General features: G+C 64.7%; 19 protein-coding genes. 11 read left to right on the forward strand and 8 right to left on the reverse strand.

Features of this window, described 5'->3' with window-relative positions:
- Nucleotides 1–36 precede the first annotated feature (36 nt).
- Both rph and PCLY_RS05700 read left to right on the forward strand, forming a co-directional pair.
- The gene (gene rph, locus PCLY_RS05695; protein ID WP_061238317.1) at nt 37–756 is read left to right on the forward strand and encodes a ribonuclease PH; all 720 of its coding nucleotides are present in this window, start codon (nt 37–39) and stop codon (nt 754–756) included.
- Between the two features lie 28 nt (nt 757–784).
- The gene (locus tag PCLY_RS05700; protein ID WP_061238318.1) at nt 785–1,156 is read left to right on the forward strand and encodes a DUF4870 domain-containing protein; all 372 of its coding nucleotides are present in this window, start codon (nt 785–787) and stop codon (nt 1,154–1,156) included.
- A 52-nt stretch (nt 1,157–1,208) separates the two neighbouring features.
- On the opposite strand, the gene PCLY_RS05705 is transcribed toward PCLY_RS05700, so the two are convergent.
- Nucleotides 1,209–1,988 carry an exodeoxyribonuclease III gene (locus PCLY_RS05705; protein WP_061238319.1) on the reverse strand — a complete coding sequence of 260 codons (780 nt, stop codon included), beginning with the start codon at nt 1,986–1,988 and terminating at the stop codon, nt 1,209–1,211.
- An 80-nt stretch (nt 1,989–2,068) separates the two neighbouring features.
- On the opposite strand from PCLY_RS05705, the gene pyrE reads away from it, so the two are divergent.
- Complete coding sequence (gene pyrE / locus PCLY_RS05710; protein WP_061238320.1) at nt 2,069–2,710, forward strand: orotate phosphoribosyltransferase; 642 nt, start codon at nt 2,069–2,071, stop codon at nt 2,708–2,710.
- Between the two features lie 20 nt (nt 2,711–2,730).
- A complete protein-coding gene (locus tag PCLY_RS05715) occupies nt 2,731–3,333 on the forward strand; it encodes a DUF4124 domain-containing protein (RefSeq protein WP_061238321.1) in 603 nt (200 codons plus the stop codon).
- Between the two features lie 232 nt (nt 3,334–3,565).
- On the opposite strand, the gene argB is transcribed toward PCLY_RS05715, so the two are convergent.
- From argB to coaBC, 4 genes are all read right to left on the reverse strand, one after another.
- The gene (argB, locus tag PCLY_RS05720; protein WP_061238322.1) at nt 3,566–4,471 is read right to left on the reverse strand and encodes an acetylglutamate kinase; all 906 of its coding nucleotides are present in this window, start codon (nt 4,469–4,471) and stop codon (nt 3,566–3,568) included.
- A 24-nt stretch (nt 4,472–4,495) separates the two neighbouring features.
- Complete coding sequence (gene algC / locus PCLY_RS25005; RefSeq protein ID WP_197432149.1) at nt 4,496–5,890, reverse strand: phosphomannomutase/phosphoglucomutase; 1,395 nt, start codon at nt 5,888–5,890, stop codon at nt 4,496–4,498.
- Nucleotides 5,891–7,123: 1,233 nt separating this feature from the next.
- On the reverse strand, nt 7,124–7,579 hold the full coding sequence (gene dut / locus PCLY_RS05730; protein ID WP_061238324.1) for a dUTP diphosphatase: 456 nt from the start codon (nt 7,577–7,579) through the stop codon (nt 7,124–7,126).
- A gap of 2 nt (nt 7,580–7,581) precedes the next feature.
- Complete coding sequence (gene coaBC, locus PCLY_RS05735; protein WP_061238325.1) at nt 7,582–8,790, reverse strand: bifunctional phosphopantothenoylcysteine decarboxylase/phosphopantothenate--cysteine ligase CoaBC; 1,209 nt, start codon at nt 8,788–8,790, stop codon at nt 7,582–7,584.
- A gap of 197 nt (nt 8,791–8,987) precedes the next feature.
- Between coaBC and radC the strand changes: the two genes are divergently transcribed.
- Nucleotides 8,988–9,662, forward strand: coding sequence for a RadC family protein (gene radC / locus PCLY_RS05740; protein WP_061238326.1), 675 nt, complete (start codon nt 8,988–8,990; stop codon nt 9,660–9,662).
- A gap of 115 nt (nt 9,663–9,777) precedes the next feature.
- Here the strand turns inward: radC and PCLY_RS05745 are convergent, their stop codons facing one another.
- Nucleotides 9,778–11,355 carry an ABC transporter substrate-binding protein gene (locus PCLY_RS05745; protein WP_061238327.1) on the reverse strand — a complete coding sequence of 526 codons (1,578 nt, stop codon included), beginning with the start codon at nt 11,353–11,355 and terminating at the stop codon, nt 9,778–9,780.
- A 345-nt stretch (nt 11,356–11,700) separates the two neighbouring features.
- Here PCLY_RS05745 and rpmB point away from each other — a divergent pair, with 345 nt between their 5' ends.
- The 3 genes from rpmB to PCLY_RS05760 all read left to right on the forward strand — a co-directional run bounded on the left by rpmB (nt 11,701) and on the right by PCLY_RS05760 (nt 13,582).
- The gene (gene rpmB / locus PCLY_RS05750; protein WP_003242523.1) at nt 11,701–11,937 is read left to right on the forward strand and encodes a 50S ribosomal protein L28; all 237 of its coding nucleotides are present in this window, start codon (nt 11,701–11,703) and stop codon (nt 11,935–11,937) included.
- Nucleotides 11,938–11,947: 10 nt separating this feature from the next.
- Complete coding sequence (rpmG, locus tag PCLY_RS05755; protein ID WP_003464575.1) at nt 11,948–12,103, forward strand: 50S ribosomal protein L33; 156 nt, start codon at nt 11,948–11,950, stop codon at nt 12,101–12,103.
- A gap of 264 nt (nt 12,104–12,367) precedes the next feature.
- Nucleotides 12,368–13,582 (forward strand): HDOD domain-containing protein, encoded by a 1,215-nt coding sequence (locus tag PCLY_RS05760; RefSeq protein ID WP_061238328.1) that lies wholly within the window; start codon nt 12,368–12,370, stop codon nt 13,580–13,582.
- On the opposite strand, the gene PCLY_RS05765 is transcribed toward PCLY_RS05760, so the two are convergent.
- Both PCLY_RS05765 and PCLY_RS05770 read right to left on the reverse strand, forming a co-directional pair.
- On the reverse strand, nt 13,570–16,449 hold the full coding sequence (locus tag PCLY_RS05765) for an EAL domain-containing protein (protein ID WP_061238329.1): 2,880 nt from the start codon (nt 16,447–16,449) through the stop codon (nt 13,570–13,572). The genes PCLY_RS05760 and PCLY_RS05765 overlap by 13 nt on opposite strands.
- Before the next feature lie 198 nt (nt 16,450–16,647).
- Nucleotides 16,648–17,706 (reverse strand): fatty acid desaturase, encoded by a 1,059-nt coding sequence (locus tag PCLY_RS05770; RefSeq protein ID WP_061238330.1) that lies wholly within the window; start codon nt 17,704–17,706, stop codon nt 16,648–16,650.
- Nucleotides 17,707–17,809: 103 nt separating this feature from the next.
- Here PCLY_RS05770 and PCLY_RS05775 point away from each other — a divergent pair, with 103 nt between their 5' ends.
- The 3 genes from PCLY_RS05775 to PCLY_RS05785 all read left to right on the forward strand — a co-directional run bounded on the left by PCLY_RS05775 (nt 17,810) and on the right by PCLY_RS05785 (nt 21,834).
- Complete coding sequence (locus PCLY_RS05775) at nt 17,810–18,823, forward strand: AraC family transcriptional regulator (protein ID WP_061238331.1); 1,014 nt, start codon at nt 17,810–17,812, stop codon at nt 18,821–18,823.
- The gene (locus PCLY_RS05780) at nt 18,820–19,896 is read left to right on the forward strand and encodes an FAD-dependent oxidoreductase (RefSeq protein ID WP_061238332.1); all 1,077 of its coding nucleotides are present in this window, start codon (nt 18,820–18,822) and stop codon (nt 19,894–19,896) included. Before PCLY_RS05775 ends, PCLY_RS05780 begins: the two co-directional genes overlap by 4 nt.
- 366 nt (nt 19,897–20,262) lie before the next feature.
- A complete protein-coding gene (locus PCLY_RS05785; protein WP_061238333.1) occupies nt 20,263–21,834 on the forward strand; it encodes a methyl-accepting chemotaxis protein in 1,572 nt (523 codons plus the stop codon).
- Nucleotides 21,835–21,856 lie beyond the last annotated feature (22 nt).

The raw sequence follows: 21,856 nt of genomic DNA on the forward strand, positions 1-21,856 counted from the left end.
CGGACTGTTTTCACTTAACGAAGTAGGTATCGCTCGATGAAACGTCCCAGTGGCCGCGCCGCCGATCAGTTGCGCTCGATTCGCATCACCCGCAACTACACCAAGCACGCCGAGGGCTCGGTGCTGGTGGAGTTCGGCGATACCAAGGTGATCTGTACCGTCAGCGTCGAGTCCGGCGTGCCGCGTTTCCTCAAGGGCCAGGGCCAGGGTTGGTTGACCGCCGAGTACGGCATGCTGCCGCGCGCCACCGGCGAGCGTAACCAGCGTGAGGCCAGCCGCGGCAAGCAGGGTGGTCGTACCCTGGAAATCCAGCGCCTGATCGGCCGTTCGCTGCGCGCTGCGCTGGACATGACCAAGCTGGGCGAGAACACCCTGTACGTCGACTGCGACGTGATCCAGGCCGACGGCGGTACCCGTACCGCGTCCATCACTGGGGCCATGGTGGCGCTGATCGACGCGCTGAAGGTGCTGAAGAAGCGTGGTGCGCTGAAAGGCGAGCCGCTCAAGCAGATGATCGCAGCCGTGTCGGTCGGCATCTACCAGGGTGAGCCGGTACTGGATCTGGATTACCTGGAAGATTCCGCCGCCGAGACCGACCTCAACGTGGTGATGACCAACGCCGGCGGCTTCATCGAAGTGCAGGGCACCGCCGAAGGTGCGCCGTTCCAGCCTGACGAGTTCAACGCCATGCTGGCGCTGGCGCAGAAGGGTATGAACGAGATCTTTGAACTGCAGAAGGCCGCTCTGGTCGACTGAGATCTTCAACCGCGCAAGGAGCACCCGCATGAATGACGATATGCAAGACCCGGTTCCGACGCCCAGCCAGGAAGCACGTCAGTGGGCGATGTTCTGTCACTTCGCCGCCTTTCTCGGCCTGGTGTTCCCGTTCGGTAATCTGCTCGGGCCGCTGATCATCTGGCAGATCAAGAAGGACATGGACCCCTTCGTCGACGCTCAGGGCAAGGAAGCGCTGAACTTCCAGATCAGCGTGGCGCTGGCCGCTGTCGTCTGCTTCATTCTGATGGTGGTGGTAATCGGCTTCCCATTGCTGATGCTGCTGGGCCTGGCCGCGCTGGTGCTGACCATCATCGCCGGGATCAAGGCCAACGAGGGGCAGGCTTATCGCTACCCCTTCAGCTGGCGCCTGGTGAAGTAAAGCTGCGTGCAAGAAAAAGCCGGCGATAAGCCGGCTTTTTCGTATCTGTCGATCAGATGCTGAGAATCCAGTCGTAATCGACGATCAGCGGCGCATGCTGGGAGAAGCGCGGCTGACGCGGCAGGCGGGCGCTGCGAACGCTGCGGCGCATGCCCGGAGTGAGCAACTGGTAGTCGAAGCGATAGCCCAGGTTGAGCATCTCGGCCTGTTCGTTGTCCGGCCACCAACTGAACTGGTCCCCTTCGCGGCTGACTTCGCGCAGGGCGTCGACATAGCCCATGTTGCCGACCACTTCATCCATCCAGGCGCGTTCGGGCGCCAGGAAGCCCGGTGATTGCTGGCAATCGCGCCAGTTCTTCACGTCCATCTTCTGGTGCGCCACGTGCAGCGAGCCGCAGTAGATGTACTCGCGACGCTTGCGCCGTTGCTTGTCCAGATAGTGGGTGAAGTCGTCCATGAACTTGAATTTCTGATTCAAGCTCTCGTCACCGTCCCGCCCGCTTGGCAGAAGCAGGGTGGCGATACTTACCTTGTCGAAATCTGCCTGCAGGTAGCGCCCGTAGCGATCGGCCATCTCGAAGCCGAGGCCGCTGATCACCGCCTTGGGTTGCAATCGCGAGTAGAGCGCCACGCCACCTTGGCTGGGCACTTCACCGTCGCATGCATAGAGGAAATAACCATCCAGCTGGAAGGCTTGGTCGTCCATTTCAAAGGCGGAGGCACGGGTGTCTTGCAGGCAGATCACGTCGGCATTCTGGGCTTGCAGCCAGCTGAGCAGACCTCGCTCGGCCGCAGCCTGAATACCATTCACGTTCACACTGATGATCCGCATAAATGGCCCCCAAAAACACATGCATGTATGATACCCGAGCTCACTTCAATTAGCTAAATCCGTGCCGTCCGGGACTTTTCATGCAAGCGTACCAGCGCGATTTCATTCGTTTTGCCATCGAGCGCGGAGTTCTGCGTTTCGGTCAGTTCACCCTCAAGTCCGGGCGCACCAGCCCCTATTTCTTCAACGCCGGCCTGTTCGACAGCGGCCTGGCGCTGGCCCAGCTGGGGCGTTTCTATGCGGCGGCTATCGTCGATAGCGGCATCGAATTCGACGTGCTGTTCGGCCCGGCCTACAAGGGCATTCCGCTGGCGGCGACCACTGCCGTCGCGCTGGCCGAGCATCATCAGCGCGATCTGCCCTGGTGCTTCAACCGCAAGGAAGCCAAGGATCACGGCGAAGGCGGCACTCTGGTCGGCGCGCCACTCCAGGGCCGTGTGCTGATCGTCGATGACGTGATTACCGCAGGCACCGCCATCCGCGAAGTGATGCAGATCATCCAGGGCCAGGGCGCCCAGGCTGCCGGCACGCTGATCGCGCTGAACCGCCAGGAGCGTGGCCAGGGCGAGCTCTCCGCGATTCAGGAGGTCGAGCGCGACTTCGGTATGCCGGTAGTGAGCATCGTGTCACTCGAACAGGTATTGGAATATCTGGCAGGGGATGCTGAACTGAAGCAATATCTGCCGGCTGTCGAAGCCTATCGCGCCGAGTACGGAATCTAGCCCTAGCACAAGGTTGTCCTATGCCTGCACCGCTCCTGACCCGCTGTACGCTGCTCTGTAGCCTGCTACTGCCGTTGTCTGGAGTGGCTGCCGAGCTGTATCGCTATGTCGATAACAAGGGCGTGACGGTGCTCAGTCGTCAGGGCGTGCCGCCGGAGCTCATCGGCAAGGGTTACGAGGTGCTCAACGATCAGGGCCGGGTGGTGCGAGTGATTCCGCCTGCACCGACGCCGGAAGAGTTCGCCCGCATGCAGGCGGACAAGGTTCGCGCCAGCAACGATGCCCAACTGCTGCGCCTGTACACCAATCTCGATGATGTCGACCGCGCTCGCGAACGCAAGCTGTCCGAGCTCGATGGCGTCACCAGCGTCGCTCGCGGCAATCTGCAGTCGGTGCGTACCCAGCAGGCCAATCTGCAGAGCCAGGCCGCCGATCATGAGCGTGCCGGGCGCCAGGTACCGGAGCACCTGCTGGCGCAGATCAACAACCTCAAGGAAGAACAGCAGCGTCTGCTGCGTGATATCGCCCGTTACAAGGACGCACGCGCCCAAGCGGAGGCCAGTTTCGCCGCTGATCGCGCACGTCTGGCGGAGTTGTTCGGCGAGCCGCAGAGCAAACCCTGACGTTCAGTTCTGCGGCGCAACCTTCTCGACGTTCTTGATCTTTTCCCTGAGCCACTGAGCCACTGAGCCAGCGCTGCCGCGTGTCGCGCTATCAGCGTATACATAGACGATTTCACCGCTGGTCAGCAGTTCGCCGTCGCGCGGATGGGCCCGAGTATGCGCATCGCTATGTTTGCCAAGCCCTCTCCCGCGAGCGGGAGAGGGGCATCAGAAGGCCGCGTAGCGGCCGCTGTTAAGGGCGCTTGCGATTGCTGATCATGGTGCCGTTGCCGACATCGGTGAAGATTTCCAGCAGCACCGCATTGGGCACACGGCCATCGATGATGTGCGAGCTGGTCACGCCACCCTGCACGGCTTCCAGGGCGCATTTGATCTTCGGCAGCATGCCGCCGTAGATGGTGCCGTCGGCGATCAGCTCGTTGACCTGCTCGGTGTTCAGGCCGGTGAGTACGTCACCCTGCTTGTTCATCAGGCCGGCGATGTTGGTCAGCAGCATCAGCTTCTCGGCTTTCAGCGCCTCGGCCACCTTGCCGGCCACCAGGTCGGCGTTGATGTTGTAAGACTCGCCGTCCGGGCCGACCCCGATGGGCGCGATGACCGGGATGAAGTCACCCTTGACCAGCATGTTGAGCAGGTCGGTGTTGACTCCGGTGACTTCGCCGACATGGCCGATATCGATGATTTCCGGCTGGGTCATCTCCGGCGTCTGGCGGCTGACCTTGAGTTTCTTCGCGCGGATCAGGCAGGCGTCCTTGCCAGTCAGGCCAATGGCGCTGCCACCATGCTGGTTGATCAGGTTGACGATGCTCTTGTTGACCTGGCCGCCGAGTACCATTTCCACCACGTCCATGGTGGCGGTGTCGGTGACGCGCATGCCATCGATGAAGTGGCTCTCGATGCTCAGGCGTTTGAGCAGATCACCGATCTGCGGGCCGCCACCGTGTACCACCACCGGGTTGATGCCGACTGCCTTCATCAGCACGATGTCACGGGCGAAGCCCTGCTTGAGCTCCTCGCTTTCCATGGCGTTGCCGCCGTACTTGATCACCAGGGTCTTGCCGACGAAGCGGCGGATATAGGGCAGGGCTTCGGACAGTACCTTGGCAACCTGGGCGGCGGCGTCACGCTCGAGGGTCATGCAGGGGCTCCTGGAACAAATAGGTCAAAAGGGCAGTTGCAGGTCGGGGGCGACCTTGAGCAGTTGCGCGCGGAACACGTCCTGGATGCGCTCCAGCTCTTCCTGGGTTTCGGCTTCGAAGCGCAGCACCAGCACCGGTGTGGTGTTGGAGGCGCGGATCAGGCCCCAGCCCTTGGGATAGTCGACGCGTACACCGTCGATGCTGGTGATGTTCGCCTCGCCCCACTGGCCTTCACGCTGCAGGCGTTCGATCATGCCGAACTTGGTCTGCTCGGTGACCTTGATGTTGATTTCCGGCGTGGAAATGTCGTTGGGGAAGGCGCTGAACACCTGCTCGGCGTTGCGCTTTTCGAGGCTGAGGATTTCCAGCAGACGGGCCGCGCTGTAGATACCGTCGTCGAAACCGTACCAGCGCTCCTTGAAGAAAATGTGGCCGCTCATTTCGCCGGCCAGCAGGGCGCCGGTTTCCTTCATCTTCTTCTTGATCAGCGAGTGGCCGGTCTTCCACATCACCGGGCGACCGCCGTAGCCGCTGATCAGCGGGGTCAGGCGACGGGTGCATTTGACGTCGAAGATGATGTCGGCGCCAGGGTTGCGCGAGACCACGTCCTTGGCGAACAGCATCAGCAGGCGATCCGGATAGACGATGTTGCCGGTGTTGGTCACCACGCCGACGCGGTCGCCGTCGCCGTCGAAGGCCAGGCCCAGGTCGGCGTTCTCGGATTTGACGCGGGCGATCAGGTCGACCAGGTTCTCCGGCTTGCCCGGATCCGGGTGGTGGTTGGGGAAGGTGCCATCCACTTCGCAGAACAGCGGAATCACGCTGCAGCCCAGGGCTTCGATCAGTTGCGGGGCGATCACGCCGGCGGCGCCGTTGCCGCAGTCCACCACCACCTTGAGCGGCTTGGCCAGGGCGATGTCGTCGCGGATGGTCTTGAAGTACTGCGGCAGCACGTCGACCTGCTGCACGCTGCCGACGCCGCTGGCCAGGTCGTTGTTGTCCAGGCGGCTCTTCAGCGCGAGGATCTGCTCGTTGGCCAGGGTGTCGCCAGCGATGATGATCTTGAAACCGTTGTAGTCCGGCGGGTTGTGGCTGCCGGTGAGCATCACGGCCGAGCGGCCTTCCAGCACGTTGGCGGCGAAGTACACCACCGGGGTTGGCACCATGCCGATATCGGTGACTTCGCAGCCGCAGTCGAGCAGGCCTTGCACAAGCTGTTGCAGCAGTTCCGGGCCGGACAGGCGACCGTCACGGCCGACGATGACCTTGGGTTCGCCCTGGGCCAGGCTTTGCGAACCGATGGCGCGGCCAATCCAGTAGGCGTATTCGGCGGTCAGGGTGTCACCGACCACGCCACGAATGTCGTAGGCGCGGAAGATGTCGGCGGGAAGTTTCGGGGCGCTTTGGCTTTTGCTCATTGCGGGGCTCTGCTCCAGTCCCAGGAGATCCTGGTCTTCATCGAGAATGTCGATATCGAGGATATCGGTGTCCTGAAACAGCGGGTCGACCAGCTCGGCCGGTTTGGCGGCCGGCTGAGCGGCGGGGGCCGCTGCTGTTCCTTTAACGGGGGTACTACTGCCTTCAGGGCTGCTACGACGCGGCAGTCTTGCCAGGCTCTGGGCCAGGACATCGAGCGCCGGGACGCTGAGGCTGAAGGCTTTGACGTTCTTACCGGCAGAGAGTTCTTTGAGCATCTGCCCAAGCTGCTGGGCATCGCCATTGACGCGCCGTTGCAGGGCACCCTGCACCAGAATCAGGCCGATCAGGGCGCCGCCGAGCGCCAGCAATGCCGCAAGGCCGAGCAGCGGTAGCGGAAGGCCGCCCCCTGTCAGGCCGGGACCCGGGGTGAAGCTGAGCTTCCAGTAGGGGTTGCCGGTGGTGAAGGTCTGCGTAGTCCCCTCGCCTGGTTGGCCGCGTTGCAGCAGGATTTGTGCCGGAGTGTTGGCGAACTGCTGCACCAGCTGCACCTGGCCGTACTCGGCAGGAAGCGCCGGCAGGGCTGCGAGCAGGCGTTGCAGGTCGAACGCCAGCATGAGCGTGCCCTGGGGCGGTTGGCTGTCGCTGGTGCGCAGCACCACGGCGTTGTAGGCCAACCAGCGTTTGCCGACGCGATAGGCTTCGACAGCCGGCTGCTGACCGCTTTCGGCGCGGCGCAGCATATCCAGACCGGCGAAGTTCATCGGCGCGGCGCGCGAGGTGTTCTGGACGGCTTCGCCACGGCGATTGAGGTGGGCATCGATCACGCCATCCCAATAGCCCAGGCGCCGTTCCGCTTCGCTGACCTGCAGGTTGTCGCCGCTTTGCAGTGCCTGCAGCAGTTCCGGGTTGCGCGCCGCCGCGAGGCTGTCGGCCTGCAGTTGCTTGAGTGCCTGTTGCACTGCAGCGGCCTGGTTGCTGCCGATGGCCTGGGTCAGTTCGGCCTGGCGCGCCTGGCTGCCGCTGCTATCGGCGAACCACAGCAGTGCGCCCCCTGCGCCGACGCCGAGCAGTGCGGCCAGCAGGCCAGGCAGGAGCGGGCCCAGCGAGAGTTGGGCGGCCTTGCTCCTGGACTTGCTCGGCGCCGGGCTGGCGGCAGTGTCGGCTTCCTTGGCGCTACGCTTGAAGAGTTTCACGTCGGTGCTCCTCGGCGGGTCGTCCTACGGTGGGATGAGTCAGTGGCTACCGGAGTGGCCAAAGCCACCTGCGCCACGTTGGGTCTCGTCGAACTGTTCGACCAATTCGAAATGCGCCTGCACCACGGGTACCAGCACCAGCTGCGCGATACGCTCGCCGATGGCGATGGTGAACGGCGTCTGGCCACGGTTCCAGCACGACACCATCAGCTCGCCCTGGTAGTCCGAATCGATCAGGCCGACCAGGTTGCCGAGGACGATGCCGTGTTTGTGGCCGAGTCCCGAGCGCGGCAGGATCATCGCCGCCAGGCCGGGGTCGCCGATGTAGATCGACAGGCCGGTGGGAATCAGCACGGTCTGGCCCGGCTCGAGGACGATCTCCTCCTTGAGCATGGCGCGCAGGTCGAGGCCGGCGGAGCCGGGCGTGGCGTACTGCGGCAGCGGGAATTGTTGGCCGAGGCGGGGGTCGAGGATCTTGGCTTGCAGAGCGTGCATGGTCAGTTCTTGTTCAGTCGTTCGGCGATAAGGGTGATCAACTGGCGGGCGATCTTGCCCTTGCTGGTCTGGGCGAAGCTGGTTGGCTGCAACCCACGGTCGATCACGGTGATGGCGTTCTCTTCACTATTGAAGCCGATGCTGGGGTTGGCCACATCATTGGCGACGATCAGGTCGAGATTCTTGTCGCGCAGTTTGCGCGAGGCGTATTCCAGCAGGTTCTCGGTTTCGGCGGCGAAGCCCACGCTGAACGGGCGATCCTCACGGCCGGCGATGGTGGCGAGAATATCCGGGTTGCGCACCATTTGCAGGAGCATACCCTCGCCGCTGGTGGGGTCTTTCTTCAATTTGTGCTGCGCGACCACTTCCGGGCGATAGTCGGCCACCGCTGCGGCGGCGATCAGCACGTCGCAGGGCATCGCGGCTTCGCAAGCGGCGAGCATGTCACGTGCACTGACCACGTCGATGCGGCTGACCCGGTCCGGCGTCGGCAGGTGCACCGGGCCGCTGACCAGCGTCACGCGCGCGCCAGCCTCGGCTGCGGCCTCGGCCAGGGCGAAGCCCATCTTGCCGGAGCTGTGGTTGGTGATGTAACGCACCGGGTCGATGTTTTCCTGTGTCGGCCCGGCGGTGATGAGGATGTGCAGGCCATCGAGCGCCTGGCGCTGGAAGCAGTCGGCTGCCAGCAGGGCCAGGTCGTTGGGTTCGAGCATGCGGCCGAGGCCGACGTCGCCGCAGGCCTGACTACCGGACGCCGGGCCGAACAGGCGCATACCGCGCTGTTGCAGCAGATCGAGATTGGCCTGGGTGGCGTCGTCGCGCCACATGGCCTGGTTCATTGCCGGCGCCAGTGCGACGGGGGCGTCGGTGGCCAGGACCAGAGTGGTCAGCAGGTCGTTGGCCACGCCCTGGGCCAGTCGCGCGATCAGGTCGGCGGTGGCCGGGGCGATCAGGATCAGGTCGGCCCAGCGCGCCAGCTCGATATGGCCCATCGCCGCTTCGGCGGCCGGGTCGAGCAGATCTAGATGCACGGGGTGCCCGGAGAGGGCCTGCAGGGTCAGCGGGGTGATGAACTCGCGTCCGCCCTGGGTCATTACCACGCGGACTTCGGCGCCTTGATCCTTGAGTCGGCGAACCAGTTCGGCGCTCTTGTAGGCAGCAATACCGCCCCCTACGCCGACAATGATGCGTTTGCGATACAGCCGCTGCATAGGCCTGCCTTTTATATACCGGTGGATGTGCGCCACGTGACCAACGCCTCCCCAGGCCGGCCCCGTGTAAAAAGATGGGCTACGATAGCACAGCGCCCGCAGCGGAACAGTGGGCGCCTGGCTCGACTAGGCACCTCTGAAAAACCTGGGGATGACAACGCAGGTAGTTTTTAGAGGCGCCGCACAAGGAGGTGTACATGAGCATTCGTGATTGGCCCGCGGCAGAGCGTCCGCGGGAGAAATTGCTGGAGCAGGGCGCCGCGTCGCTGACCGACGCCGAGCTGCTGGCGATCTTTCTGCGTACCGGGGTGACCGGCAAGAGTGCGGTGGACCTGGCGCGCTATCTGCTGAGCGAGTTCGGCAGCCTGAGGGCCCTGCTCGAAGCCGATCTGGCCGGCTTCAGCCAGCACCTCGGCCTGGGCCCGGCCAAATATGCGCAGTTGCAGGCGGTGCTGGAAATGTCGCGGCGTCACCTGGCCGAGCGCCTGCGCCGCGATTCCGCGCTGGAGAGCCCGCAGGCGGTGCGTGATTACCTCAAGGCGCAGCTGCGTCACGAGCCGCATGAGGTGTTCGGCTGTCTGTTTCTCGACGCCAAGCACCGCGTGCTGGCCTTCGAGGTGCTGTTTCGCGGCAGTATCGACAGCGCCAGCGTCTATCCCAGGCAGGTGGTCAAGCGAGCGCTGGGCAACAATGCCGCGGCCGTCATCCTCACCCATAACCACCCATCTGGCGTGTCGGAGCCCAGCCAGGCCGACCGCGTGCTGACCCAGCGGCTCAAGGACGCGCTGGCATTGGTCGAGGTGCGCGTGCTCGATCATTTCATCGTCGGCGATGGCGAGCCGCTATCGATGGCCGAGCTGGGCTGGATGTAGCTGGGACAGGCGCAGGGCGGGTGTACCCGCCGTTATCGATGCGGCGGGTTGCCCCCGCCCTGCGTGTCGTAGTCTGCCATCTGTAGGCTGGGCTTTAGTCCGCCACGATGGCGCCTTATGGTGCGATCTGCACCGAGGCGAAATTCTGCCGGCCGAAGGGGCTGACCTTGTAGCCCTCGACCTTCTCGCTGAGCAGGGCGAAGGCGGTGGGGTGGGCCAGCGGCACCCACAGCGCCTGCTCCTGAATGATCTTCTGCGCCTGATGATAGAGGCGGCTGCGCTCGGCCTGGTCGCTGCTGGCCTTGCCGTCCGCTATCAGCTTGTCCAGCGTTTCGTCGCAGTAGCGCGCGAAATTGAGGCCCGATTGCACCGAGGCGCAGGCGAATTGCGGGGTGAGGAAGTTGTCCGGGTCGCCGTTGTCGCCGGCCCAGCCCATGAACAGCAGGTCATGCTCGCCGGCCTTGGCGCGGCGGATCAGCTCTCCCCATTCGATCACGCGGATCTCGGCGTCGATGCCGATCTTGGCCAGGTCAGCTTGTAGCAACTGCGCGCCGAGACTGGGGTTGGGGTTGAGCAGGCTGCCGCTCGGGCGCGTCCAGATGGTGGTCTTGAAGCCGTCCTTCAGGCCCGCTTCGGCCAGCAGGGCGCGGGCCTTTTCCGGCTCATGGGCGTAGCCGGGCAGTTCGCTGGCATAGCTCCAGGTGTTCGGCGGGTAGGGGCCGTTGGCCGGCTCGGCGCTGCCTTCGAACACGGCCTTGACGTAGCTGGCCTTGTCGAACGCCAGGTTGATCGCCTGGCGCACCTGCGGCTTGTCGAGCGGCGCATGCTGGCTGTTGATGCCGACGAAGGCGGTCATGAAGGCGGCGGTCTGCGCGCTTTTCAGCTTGGCGTCGTCGGCGATGGCCTGTACGTCCTGCGGTTTCGGCGACAGGGCGATCTGGCATTCGCCGCGGCGCAGCTTCTGCAGGCGCACGTTGCTGTCCGGGGTGATGGCGAAGATCACCCGGTCCACACCCGGTTTGCCGGCGAAGTACTCCGGGTTGGCGCGGTAGCGCACCACCGCGTCTTTCTGGAAGCGCTCGAAGACGAACGGGCCGCTGCCCACCGGCGCGCTGTTGAGTTTCTGCGGGGTGCCGGCGGCCATCAGCTGGTCGGCATATTCGGCCGAGTAGATCGATGCGAACCCCATGCTCAGGGTGGCAAGGAAGGTGGCGTCGCGTCGGTTCAGGGTGATGCGCACGCTGTGCGCATCCGGCGCCTCGACCTTGGCGATCAGGCTCGGCCACTGCATCGACTGGGCGTGTGGATAACCGCTGGTGGCGACTGCATGCCAGGGGTGCTGCGGATCGAGCATGCGCTGGAAGCTGAACAGCACGTCCTGGGCGTCCAGGTTACGGCTGGGCGTGAAGTCTGCGCTGTGGTGAAATTGCACGTCGTCGCGCAGGCTGAAGTCGTAGGTCAGGCCGTCTGCGGAGATCGACCAGCTGCTTGCCAGGCTCGGCAGCAGCTTGCCCTGCTCGGCGTCGAACTCCACCAGGCGATTCATCAGCATGTCGGCCGAGGCGTTGGTGGTGGTCAGCGAGTTGTACTGCACCACGTCGAAACCCTCCGGACTGGCTTCGGTGCAAACGCTGAGGGTGGCGGCCTGAGCTAGAATCGGGGTGCACAGCAGAGTGGCGAGCAACAGGCGCATGGTTGATTCCTCATTCCTGGCGTTGACGGCAAGCTTGCAACCCTAGTCGATTTGTCGGGCGCTGAATACCTGGGCGAGGCGACGAGCGGTCGAATCTTGATCAGGCCCCCAGGGGCCGGTCCCTGGCCGGTCTGCTAGCCCGGGCTTGTGTTTTATCCTGCAGTTTTCCTTGTTGCTCCCTGGGCTTTCTGGTATAAAGCAGCGCTCTTTTCTAGGGGCCCGGTTCTTGCGCTATCCAGTGCGCCCGGTAAGACCCTCGAGAAACGCGGCGCTGAGCGCCAATGACATTGAGTTTAAGCGGCCAACCCATGCCGGGTTGGGCATGTGGTTTTAGAGGGCTGAGGCATGTCGAGAGTCTGTCAAGTTACCGGTAAGGGTCCGGTAACCGGGAACAACATTTCCCACGCAAACAACAAAACCCGTCGTCGTTTCCTGCCGAACCTGCAGCACCATCGCTTCTGGGTCGAGTCCGAGAAGCGCTTCGTGCGTCTGCGCGTATCTGCCAAGGGCATGCGTGTCATCGACAAGCGTGGCATCGACGTAGTGCTGGCTGAGCTGCGCGCTCGCGGCGAAAAGGTTTAAGGAGAGAGTCATGCGTGAACTGATCCGTTTGGTGTCCAGCGCCGGTACCGGCCACTTCTACACCACCGACAAGAACAAGCGCACCACCCCCGACAAGATCGAAATCAAGAAATTCGATCCGGTCGTACGCAAGCACGTGATGTACAAGGAAGCCAAGATCAAGTAATTGATCGGCTACCTGTCGAAGAAGCCCGCCTTTATGGCGGGCTTTTTTGTTGCCTGCGTTTCTGCTGTTCTCGCGTGTGCTGGGCGGCGCGACCATTGGTCGCGGTTGTTTCATGGGCAACTCGACCTTCTGTTACTTACGTCACAAAAGCCCCCGGTTTAGACTGCGGCGTTGCCGTGGACCTGACTCATCCATCAGCTTTTTGGTGGATTTGGGCACATGCAGTTCGGGCACTCTCCGTTCGTCATTTGCCCAGAGGCTCGCATGACTGCTTCAGCTCATTGTGTGGAAGTTCTGATCGCCGAGGCTGACCCCTGGACCTCCAACCTGTTGCAGCAGCTGGTGCTCGATGTGCGCGGCGATGCTCGCGTGTTGCAGGTCAGCGATGGCCAGGCGGCACTGGCGCGCTGCAAGCGCCGCCTACCTGATCTGGTGATTGCCGATGGCGAGTTGCCTGGGCTCGATGGTCTGGAGCTGCTGCGTCAGCTGCGCCGTCACCCGCGTACGCCGGCACTGCCGTTCGTGCTCATCAGTGGTCGCCTGGATGCCAGCAGTGTGCGCGCTGCGCGACCACTGGCGCCGAGTGCTTACCTGGCCAAACCCTTCAATGCCGAAAGCCTGCGTCAGCGCTTGCAGGCCCTGTTGCCTTCGCCTGCGTCAGCGATGGTGGTGCGCCAGCCGCTGCTGGTGAACGAGCTGCGCGACTTTCTCGATACCTTGCGTGAAGAGGGGCAGGGCGCGCCGCTGCTCAGCGATGTGCGCAATGCGGTCAGTCAGGGGCTGCAGTCCGGCGAACAGGACCTGGGCGAGCTGGAGGCGGTGTTCGGTAGCGACCCGCAGATCACCGCGTTGCTGATCGCTGCGGCCAGTAGCGCTGCGCAGCATCAGGGCGCGCCCTGCCATACCCTGACTCAGGCGCTGCATCGCCTGGGTGTGGCGCGCACGCTGAACCTGGTGCTGGGCCTGGCGGTGCAGCGCAACGCACAGCTGCGTGATCCGCGCCTGGCCGAGCTGGCTAGCCACGCCTGGCAACAGGCGCGGCGCAGTGCCGACCTGGCGCGCTGGCTGGCGTTGGAGCTGAAGCTGGATGCCGAGCTGTGCTACACCGCCGGCCTGCTGCACAACCTGGGGGAGCTGGCGCTGCTGCGCAGCCTGCAGGATTGGCTGGAAGCCGGCGGTGAGCTGAGCAACGAGCAGATCGAGCAGACCCTGCAGCGCAGGGCGGCGAGCTTCGGTTCGGCCTTGCGCATTCGCTGGCGTCTGCCATTCGGTCTGCGCGAGCTGATCGCAGCGTTCTACGGCCTGGGCAGCGGTGTTTTCTCACGCGAGGCACTGGTGCTCAACCTCAGCGGTCTGCTGCTGGCGCTGCCGGCCCGCGAAGCGCCGACGAGCCTGGTCGAGGCACGCTGCGTACGCATGCTGCGTCTGCATCCGGCGCTGCTCGAACGCCTGCCAGCGGAGCTCTATCAGGCTTCCTGAGTGCCGTGGCGACGGGCGTCGTCGGCCAACTGCCGCAAGGGTTGCGGACGGCCGACGAAGTAGCCCTGGGCGTAGTCGATACCGAGGCGGCGCAGGCAGTCCAGGCTGGCCTGGGTCTCGACGAATTCGGCAACGGTGAGCAGTCCCAGTTGCCCGGCGATCTGGCGCATCGAGCCGACCATGGCCTGGTTGATCGGGTCGTGCTCGATGCCGCTGATGAAACTGCCGTCGATCTTGAGAATGTCCAGCGGCAGGTGGCGCAGGTAGGCGTAGGACGCGAAGCCGCTGCCGAAGTCATCCAGTGCGACCTTCAGCCCCTTGCTGCGCAGCGTCTCGATCCACTGGGCGGAGACGCCCAGCTCGCCCAGGGCCACCATTTCGGTCACTTCGATACACAGCTTGCCGGGCGGCAGGCCGTAGCGCTGCAGTTCGTCCTGCAGCAGGCGATGGAAGTTGCAGTCGAGCAGCGAGCTGGCGCTGAGGTTGACGTTGACCTGGGCCAGCTGCGCCAGGTGCCGCGGGTTGGCGGCCAGCCAGGCGCACAGGTGCTGGATCACCCAGCGGTCGATGGCGCCGAGAAAGTCGTAGCGCGCCGCCGCATCGAGAAACTGCGCCGGGCTGATCCACTCGCCGCTCTGCGGATCGCGATAACGCAGCAGTACTTCGTAATGCAGGCCGCTGGTGGTGCTTTGCAGTGCCTGGACCGGCTGGAAGAACAGCTCGAAATGACCGCGCTCGGTGGCTTCGCGCAGGCGGGTGATCCATTGCAGTTGGCGCTGATGTTCGAGCAGCGCACCGTCGGCCGGGTTGAACTGCTGCACGCGGTTGCGGCCTTGATGCTTGGCCAGCTGGCTGGCGCTGCTGGCCCAGTTCAGCGCGGTTTCCCAGTCGCTGACGCCGGAGCTGAGCGCCAGCATGCCGATACTGGCGTGCAGGCGAAACGGCCGTCCCTGCCAGGTGAAGACGAACTGCTCGACGGCGCGGCGCAGTTGCTCGGCCTGGCTCAGCGCGGCTTCGTCATCGACTTCGCGCAGGAGAATGGCGAATTCATCGCCGCCGACGCGGGCCAGCTCGGCATGACGGGCAAGCTGATGCAGCAGTTGGCTGGCCAGCTGCTTCAGCAACTGGTCACCTGCTGAGTGGCCGAACAGGTCGTTGACCTGCTTGAAGCGATCCAGCCCCAGCAGCAGCAAGTGGCTGAAGCGCCGCTTGGCTGTGCCGTTGAGGGTTTCCGAAAGCAGTCTTTCCAGCTCGCGACGGTTCAGCAGGCCGGTCAGGGCGTCGTGGGCGGCCAGCTGTTGCAGGCGTTCTTCCAGCGCGCGGCGCTCGCTGAGGTCGACCACGATGCCTTCGATGAACTCCTGATGCGGGCGCAGGTGCAGTGACAGGTAAACCCAGCGGGGCCGCTGTTCGAGGTCGTACAGCTGGCACTCGCAGCTGACTGCGCCGGTCTGCACGTCGAGCTGCAACAGCAGCCAGCGCCATTGGGTTTCCCCCACCAGGCTTTGCAGGGACAGTTTGCTGAGGTCGTCCGGCAGGGTCTCGCTACCGAGCAGGCGCGCCAGGCTCGGGTTGGCCTCACTCAGGCGGCCGTCGCGATGGCAGCGGAAGATGCCTTCGCCGCTGTGACGGAACAGCGCCTGGTACTGCTCCAGATTGTCGATGGCCTGTTCCTGGCTGCTCAGCAGCACACGGCGCACCCGCTCCAGCTGTTTGTCGAGCAGGGCGCCGAACAGCAGCATGCTCATGGCCGGCAAGTAGGCGTACAGCGCATAGAATCCGCCGGGCAGCGGGATCAGCCCGGCGCGGCTCAGCGGCACCAGCAGCATCAGCACCAGCGCGGCGCTCCAGCACAGCAGGTAGCCAGGTGCATAAGGGCGCCGCTGATAGACGCCGAGGATCATCAGCAGCAGCTGATACAGCCCGGTGGCCAGCGTCAGAAGATTGAGGATCTGGTAGGCCTGAGGGTGATCGACGAAGACGCCGCCAAGGCTGACCAGCAAGGTGGCCGCGAACAAGGCGTCGCGCAGCCAGCGCAGGCGCCCCAGGCGCAGGCCCAGGGCGCTGGCGATGAACAACGAACTGAAGATCATCATCCCGGCGGTGGGCAGATTGATCAGCAACTTGGGCAGCAGCGGCCACTGCGGCCAGAGCAGCCCGGCCAGGTTGTACAGGCTGGCGTTGTAGAGCGCCACGCACAATGAGGTGAGGCTGAAGTAGGCCAGCTGCGCTTCACGCAGGGTGCTGTACTTGACCAGATAGAACAGCGCCAGGGCCAGTAGCGCGCCAATCAACAGGCCGCTCTGCAGCCAGCTGTGGGCGATCAGTTGCTGACCCTGTGCGGCACCGACCACCTGCAGCGGCAGGTTGATCGCCGAATGGCTCTGCACACGCAGCAGCAGGCTGTGCGGGCCTTGGCCCAGGCGCGGTAGGTTGAGGAGAAACTGCGGGTAGGGCTCGCCGCGCTCGGCGAATGGACGAGTGGCCCCGCTGTACAGGGGGGCGAGCGGGGTGTCACCGTCGAACAGCCAGATTTCCAGGTCGTCGAGGAAGGTCTGGCCGATGATCAGTTGCAGGCGTTCGGCCGGAGGCGTTTGCAACTGCACGGCCAGCCACCAGGCGCTGCGCGTGTAGCCGATGCGTGCGGTGCCCTGCACCTCATGGCCTTGCTCGCGGATGCGTTGCAGCACCTCGCTGGCCGTCAGTTGGCCGCTGGGGTCTTCCAGCACCAGGCTGCGCTCGATACTCACTGGCTCGGCCAGGTCGGCTGCACCGAGCTTTAGCAGAGGCAGCGCGCCAGCTGCCCAGGCCGGTAGGGCGCAGGCCAGGCACAGCAGAAATAGCAGTGAGCGAAACGGGTGGAGCATCCAGAGCGCCTCATGGCTACTACGAGGGCGCCGAAGTCCGGTGGACGCGTCCCCTTGTGGGGAGCGCTCGGGCGCTTGAGGATTCTAGCCGACTGCTGGCGGGATGATTGCGTTGCGAGTCTCATCTGCCAGGATGGCGCGACGAATGACTGCTTGGCCGAGACGGCGGCGCACCGCTGCGCCGCGCTCGGGCAATGCTCAGGCGGTCTGCGTGCGCCCCTCTCTGGATTTTTGCTGGCGCGTCCAGCGATTGGCGCGGGCGAAGGTGCCGAAGTCGTTGAAGCGCACCCCCATCTCGCGCATCACCCGGTGGGCGAAGGGCACCGTCAGTTGGCGAATGTAGAAGGGCTCCTTGACCACGAAATGGTGGATCGCGTGGCTGCTGCCGAAGTTGAAGCAGAAGGCTTGCAGCGGCCACAGCCACCAAGGATTGAGCACCTGGGTCTGCTGGATCACGTTGCCCGGCTCGACGTCTCCGTAGTAGTGCATGTTGGAGCTGACGAAGTGCAGGCAGAAGGTGCGCAGCACGTTGGGACCTACCAGCACCACCACGGCAACGTTCACCACGGCCATCACCTTCAGGGTGCCGGCCGACCAGGTGATGGGAGCGCCGAGCGCGGCACTGGCCCAGTCCAGCAGATGGAAGCCGAGAAACAGGTACCAGGTCGCCCAGTTGAGCAGGCCCAGCGGCGCGTAGACCTTTAGCGTGCGGGTGAGGATCAGCCTGCGGTGTTGCGGGGTCTTCGCGCGCAGCCAGCGGATGAACGAGCTCATCATGTTGTCACCCACCATCAGCAGGCGCGCGATGCCCCAGGGTTCACCGTTGGTGATGGCGCGCTCCTCCGTATCCGCTTCGCTGCCGGACACCTTGTGGTGGTTCAGGTGCAGATGGCGGCGTACCCAGGGGTTGATGGTGCTGGGCCGCGCCAGCCAGACCAGCGCCATCATCAGGTTGTGCGGCAGCGCTCGCTTGCGGAAATACATCGAGTGGATCAGGTCGTGCTCCAGCTCATGAGTCAGCGAGGCGAAGAACGCATTGAGCAGCAGGCACGCCCACCAGGGTAGGTAATCGCCGATATACAGCGCCGCCGAAGCGAACATGCCGAGCAGGGCGAAGGCCAGAATACCGGCACCCAACGCGTCCTGATGCTGCAGGATCGGATAGCGCTGACGCAGGGTGTTGCCATGGGCCATCACCTGTTCACGGATATAAGCGGCGCGTTGCTGGTCATTAAGGCTTGCGGGAGAGGGCGACATGCCGACATCCTCTTGTTATCGGGTTGTGACTTCACTGTGCCGTGACGGTCGTCAGAGCGCCCGACCGTGCACGCCAACCTGCCTACCGGATACGCCAATCTGCATGACCGCCGAACCCTCAACCCTGGCCAGCTGGACCCGCGCCCTGCGCAAGCAGCTCGATGCGCTTGGCCTGGACAGCGCAGAGCTGTGTCGCCAGGCGGGGCTCGATCCGGCAGCGCTCGACGACCCCAATGCGCGCTGCCCGCTGTCGTTGACCACACGCCTGTGGCAGTTGGCAGTGGCCGCCAGTGGTGACCCCGCGCTGGGGTTGAAGACCTCACAGTTCGTCAGCCCGACCACCTTCCATGCCCTGGGCTATGCACTGGTTGCCAGCAGTAGCCTGCGCGAGATGTTCGAGCGCATCGTGCGCTATCACCGCGTGGTCAGTGATGCGCTGCAGCTGGAGCTGTGCGCGCTGGAGGAGGTCTACGAATTTCGTTTTCGTGTACCGCCAGGCAGTCCGGCGCCCGCACCTGAAGCGCTGGATGCCTTCGCCGCGATCTACGTGCGCAGTTGCCGGAATCGTCTGAGCCGCGACTTCTCGCCATTGCTGGTGCGGCTGCAACGACCTCGGCCAGCCGACCCGGCGCCGTGGCAGGCGGTATTTCGCGCGCCTGTGCAGTTCGATGCCGAGGAGAGCCTGCTGCGTTTCCCCCGCGCCGCCTTCGAGCAACGCCTGGACGATGGCAACCCGGAGCTTGCCGAACACAACGAGGCGGTGCTCAGGCGCAACCTCCAGCAACTGCAGGCCGCCAGTTGCAGCGAACGGGTGCGCGCTTGCCTGGAGGCGCAGTTGCCGGATGGCGAGCCGTCCGCCGAGCGCATCGCCCAGGCCCTGCACCTGAGCCTGCGCAGCTTGCAGCGCCACCTTGCCGAGGAGGGCAGCAGTTACGAGCAACTGTTGGGTGATACGCGCCACGCCCTGGCGCTCCGGCACATGCGCGACCCGCGCTGCTCGATCAGTGAAATTGCCTATCTACTCGGCTTCAGCGATAGCAGCAGCTTCGGCCGAGCCTTCAAACGCTGGACCGGCCAGACGCCGAGCCAATACCGCGACGGATTCAAGAACGCATGACCCAGTACGACCTGATCCTGGCCGGGGCCGGCCATGCCCACCTTGGTGTGCTGCGCCGCTGGGCACTGGTGGAGCGTCCGCCGGGGCGTATCGCCTTGCTCAGTCCTGGCCCGGAAGCCTGGTACGCCGGCATGCTGCCCGGGCTGATCAGCGGCCGTTTCAGTGCGGCGGACTGCCGGGTTGAACTGCAGCCGCTGTGCCGGGCGGCCAAGGTCGACCTGATCGAAGGCGAGATCGCCTCGCTCGATGCCGATGCGCGCATCCTGAACTTGGGCGACGGCCGCCAGCTGCAGGGTGAGTGGTTGTCGCTCAACGTGGGGGCTGGTATGGCCATTCCACCGCAGCAGGGAGATGGCATGCAGGTACTGGCGGCTCGCCCCATCGAGCGGCTGCTCGAAGGCTGGCAGCAGTGGCAGGCCGAGCCGCGGCGCATGGCGATTCTCGGCGGTGGCGCCGGCGGTGTGGAGCTGTCTCTGGCGCTGGCCGACAAGGTGCCGGCGCTGGCGCTATTCTGCGGCGGCTCCTTGCTCGACGGGCTGGCGCCGGGGCTGCGGCTGCGTGCGCTGGGGCACCTGCGCCAGCGCGGCGTGCAGGTGCGCGAGTATTGTCCGATCGGGCGCATCGAGGATGACTGGTTGCTCAGCGGCGACGAGCCGGTCTGGCGCGGGCGGCGCCTGCTGCTGGCCAGCGGCGCACGGCCCTGGCTCTGGCTGACGGCCAGTGAGCTGGCCAAGGACACCGCCGGTTTCGTCGCCATCCGCCCGACCCTGCAGTGCGAGTCCCATGCGCAGATCTTCGCGGTTGGCGATTGCGCCAGCCTCGATGGCATGCGTCGCAGTGGGCGCTTCGCCGTACGCCAGGCGCCCGTGCTTGCCGCCAATCTGTATGCCGCGTTGCATGAGCGGCCACTGCAACATTACCGGGCGCAGTGGCAGAGTCTGGCGCTGTTGGCCACTGGCGATGGCGGCGCCTTGCTCGGTTGGCACGACTGGAGTGCTGGTGGTCAACTTTACGGGCATTGCAAGGATTGGCTGGACCGGCGCTTCGTCAAACGCCATCGCATGGCCGGCTAGCCTGCCGTTGAGGCCAAAGCCAGCGTGGTTTTGCAACGGTTTGCTAATGCCACCCGATTAGGCGTCGATACAGTGGCTGGGTCCCTGGCAAAGACTGCGCTGGAGGCCTGTTTGCGCTCGGCCTGCCAAAGGTTGACCGTCTAAATTCGTGGCAGTGTGCTACCAAAGTTTTATGGTGCTGGCGCTTCCAAGCTGCTCGAATCCCGGTCATGGTGCCCGTTCTGCATACGCTGATTTTTCGTCGGGCCTGTCGTACACGTAGCCTGCTGCCCAGGTTGCGTGGGATATTCAAGGAGAGAACCCGCCGTGACCCCGTCCGCCTACAGCGCCTCGCCGCGCACCAGAACAAGAACTCTGAGGTCGGTCATGCAAGCTGCCTTTGTCCGTTCCCCCGTTGCCTGTCTTCTTCACGCCCTGGGGCTGGCCGCGCTGATGCTGGTCTACCAGCAGGTGCAACTGCCGGTCTATGTCAGCGTGGTGTCCTTCCTGTTGCTGGCCTTATGGCCCTGGCTCGGGCCGTGGCAGCGCCGCGACGAGCCGGAGCACGCTGCCCAGCAGAGCCTGGGCGGCGACTTCGTCGAGCTCAGCCGTGGGCTGTCGCGACACACCTGCCACAACGCGCTGTCGGCCGCCAAGGTGGCCCATGCCGTCAAGCACCTGGCCGAGCGCCTGCAGTCGCAACTGGCGGCGGTGCAGCAGGTCAGCCAGGCGGCCGAAGCCATTACCCATACCGAGCAGGACAGCGCCACCCGCGCCGAGCACACCCTGGCCGCTGCGCAGCATGTGCGGGCCGCCAGCGCCGATGGCCAGGCCGAGCTCAACCAGGCCATCGAGCGCATGCAGCAGCTCAGCGCCCAGACCCTGGCCAGCCGTGAGCTGATCGACGGGCTCGGCAGCCGTACCGAACAGATCGAACAGGTCACCCAGGTGATTCAGTCCATCGCCAGCCAGACCAACCTGCTGGCGCTCAACGCGGCCATCGAGGCAGCCCGCGCCGGTGAGATGGGCCGGGGGTTCGCAGTGGTCGCTGACGAGGTGCGCAACCTCGCTGCACGCACCGCCAGCGCCACCGAGGAAGTCAGCCAGATGATCGCCGACATCCGCCAGCAGAGCACGGCAGTGGTCGCCCATATCCAGCGCCAGAGCGTCGAGCTGGAGCAGGCGGCGCGCCAGGTCGAGACGGCCGGTAGTGGCCTGCACGGCATCGCCGAGCAGGCCGAGGAAGTCGAGCAACAGGTGGCGCAGATCAGCGCCGGTACGGCAGACAACCACCAGCGCCTGGCCAGCCTGTCGGCGGCTGCCTTGCAATTGCAGGACGATGTGCAGGGCAGCGAAGGGCAGACGCGGCAACTGGCCGATGCTGCCGAGCAACTGGTCGGCCAGGCCGAGACCGTCAGCGAGCAGCTCGCCGAAGTGGGCCTGGATGACTACCACCAGCGTGCCTATGACCTGGCCCGCGAAGGCGCAGCGGCCATCGCGGCGCAATTCGAAGACGATCTGCAGGCCGGTCGCATCAGCCTCGACGATCTGTTCGACCGCCACTACCAGCCGATTGCCGGCACCCACCCGCAGAAGTACCGCACGCGCTTCGACCAGTATGCCGACCAGGTGCTGCCGGCCTTGCAGGAACCCTTGCTCAAGCGCCATGAGGGGTTGGTCTTCGCCATTTCCACCACGCCGGAAGGCTACGTGCCGACCCATAACGCCGCCTTCAACCATCCGCCCAGCGGTGACCCGGCGGCAGACGCCACCCGCAGCCGTGGCAAGCGCCTGTTCAATGACCGAACCGGCATCCGTTGCGGCAGCCACACGCAGGCGCTGCTGCTGCAGACCTACATGCGCGATACTGGTGAGCTGATGCACGACCTGTCGGTGCCGATCATGGTGCAGGGCAAGCATTGGGGCGGCTTGCGCCTGGGCTACAAGCCGGAGCCATAGGGCCACCGTGCGCGCCGTCACT

The organism is Ectopseudomonas composti (genome assembly GCF_001567565.1).
GTDB lineage: Bacteria > Pseudomonadota > Gammaproteobacteria > Pseudomonadales > Pseudomonadaceae > Aquipseudomonas > Aquipseudomonas composti_A.